The organism is Oleiphilus sp. HI0066 (assembly GCF_001635725.1).
Genome location: NZ_LWFH01001410.1, coordinates 1 through 1,753 on the forward strand (window position 1 = coordinate 1; position 1,753 = coordinate 1,753).

A 1,753-nucleotide genomic window follows, 5' to 3' on the forward strand; every position below is an offset into this window, starting at 1 on the left:
CCAAACTTACGCGCATTATCAAAAACCTCACGTAACACGTCGTACAAGACCTGCATATCTATATAAACCTGACCTTCGAGCTCTTTGGGAACAGATTCCTTAATCCCGACACCAAGCTCATCAAACATAAGGTGCGCTTGAACCCCCACCTCTCGTACAACAGCTTCGCACGAGTAAGCTTGGCAACTAACACCGTGTTCAAAACCATCTACGCGCTCAACATCTAACAACTGCTTGGACAGTGCATCGAGTCTTTGCCCCGCTTCAAGCACGCGCTTAGACAAATCACGTGATTCATCAGCATTGCTAACACCAGACACCAATCGTTTTGCGAATCCAATAACCGCAGTAATAGGCGTTCGTATTTCGTGATTCATCGTCCCGATAAACTCATCCTTTACACCTTGGAGACGCCGCGACTCACGCAGTAAATCTTGAAGCTCTTGCTGCTGAGCATCTATGCTTGTTAGAAGACCATTGTAATGCCCCGCTAACAAACCAACTTCGGTGGATTCATTTTCAGGCAATCGCTTCGTTAGTTCTCCGCTTTCATGGTTGTGGCTGATTGACTCGATCATGTCCGACAGATCATTACGCTCTCCGTGCTCGTAAATATTGAGCCTAAGCTTTTCGGCCTCCTTACTAATTCTGAGAGGCCAAAAGCGGTTAATTAATCGCATCACTGCATACGTTAAACCAAAACCCCAAACCACAGCGATTGCCAAGCCAACAAGCTGAGGCAGCAACGAAAACTCAGAAACAAACAGAACAGGAAGCAACACTCTCACCATACCGCCACCTAAATGAACGGGCACAGCATCAACTGCATCATCAACTTCGAAGTATTCAAGTAATGATGAAGAACCTTTCATTACCCAATACGCAAGCACACCAAGCATAAGCGCTTGAGTCGGCGTAATAAGATGAGCCGAGGCACAAGACGCGACTAGCCCTGATAAGATTGCATTTATCAGAACCTTCACATCAATAATTGAGCGTCGCAGCAGTGAAAATACTACAGCAAAAGCACCCGCTCCACATGCAGCGAAAACCGTATTAACAATGACTAAAAATACGTCGATATCTGAGCGATATGCTGAACCACCGTTAAATCCTAACCAGCCTATGAACAATAAAAATCCACCGCCAACGGCTACAGGCATATTAGCGGCAAGAGCCACTTTGCGCCCTTTAACAAACACACCTTCCCGCGGACCAATAATCAAAAGTACGGCCAAAGCAATCGCACCACCCACGACGTGAACAACTGCCGAACCAGCTAGGTCTACAAACCCAAACTGTGCGAGCAGTGCAGACTGACTCTAGACATTAAAAGCAAAAAAGGGATAGATAAAGACCGCGGTAAAAACCGCTACAATGACATATACCCAGAGAGCAACGCGCTCTGAAAGAGCTCCGGATATCAACGTTACACAGGGTGCAAAAAATAGGCTCTGATAGAGAAAGACTAGATAGCCCTCACCTTCCAATACAAGATCGCCATCAAAGACAATTGCTTATCCGACAAACCAGAAAAGAAGAATCACTAAACATAAGTCGAGGACATTTTTTGCAGCAACGTTAACGTTGTTTTTTGAACGCACCAAACCAGATTCTAGCAATAAAAAACCTACTTGCTGGAGAAAAACTAAGAATACGCAAACGGCTAACCAGATCGCTTCAGCAGACACAGTCACCAAACTCAATAATTAGAAACTAAACAGTCAGGCTAGTCGTCATTCAGGCGTAAACG

At 45.3% G+C, this 1,753-nt stretch carries 1 protein-coding gene and 1 pseudogene; both read right to left on the reverse strand.

Features of this window, described 5'->3' with window-relative positions; all coding sequences use genetic code 11:
• Positions 1-680: histidine kinase dimerization/phospho-acceptor domain-containing protein (locus A3738_RS32700; RefSeq protein ID WP_369819825.1), on the reverse strand; the 680-nt coding region annotated here is incomplete at its 3' end.
• Positions 654-1,697, reverse strand: a pseudogene (locus tag A3738_RS32115) (ammonium transporter); the annotation flags it as partial. The gene A3738_RS32700 and the pseudogene A3738_RS32115, both read right to left, overlap by 27 nt.
• Positions 1,698-1,753 lie beyond the last annotated feature (56 nt).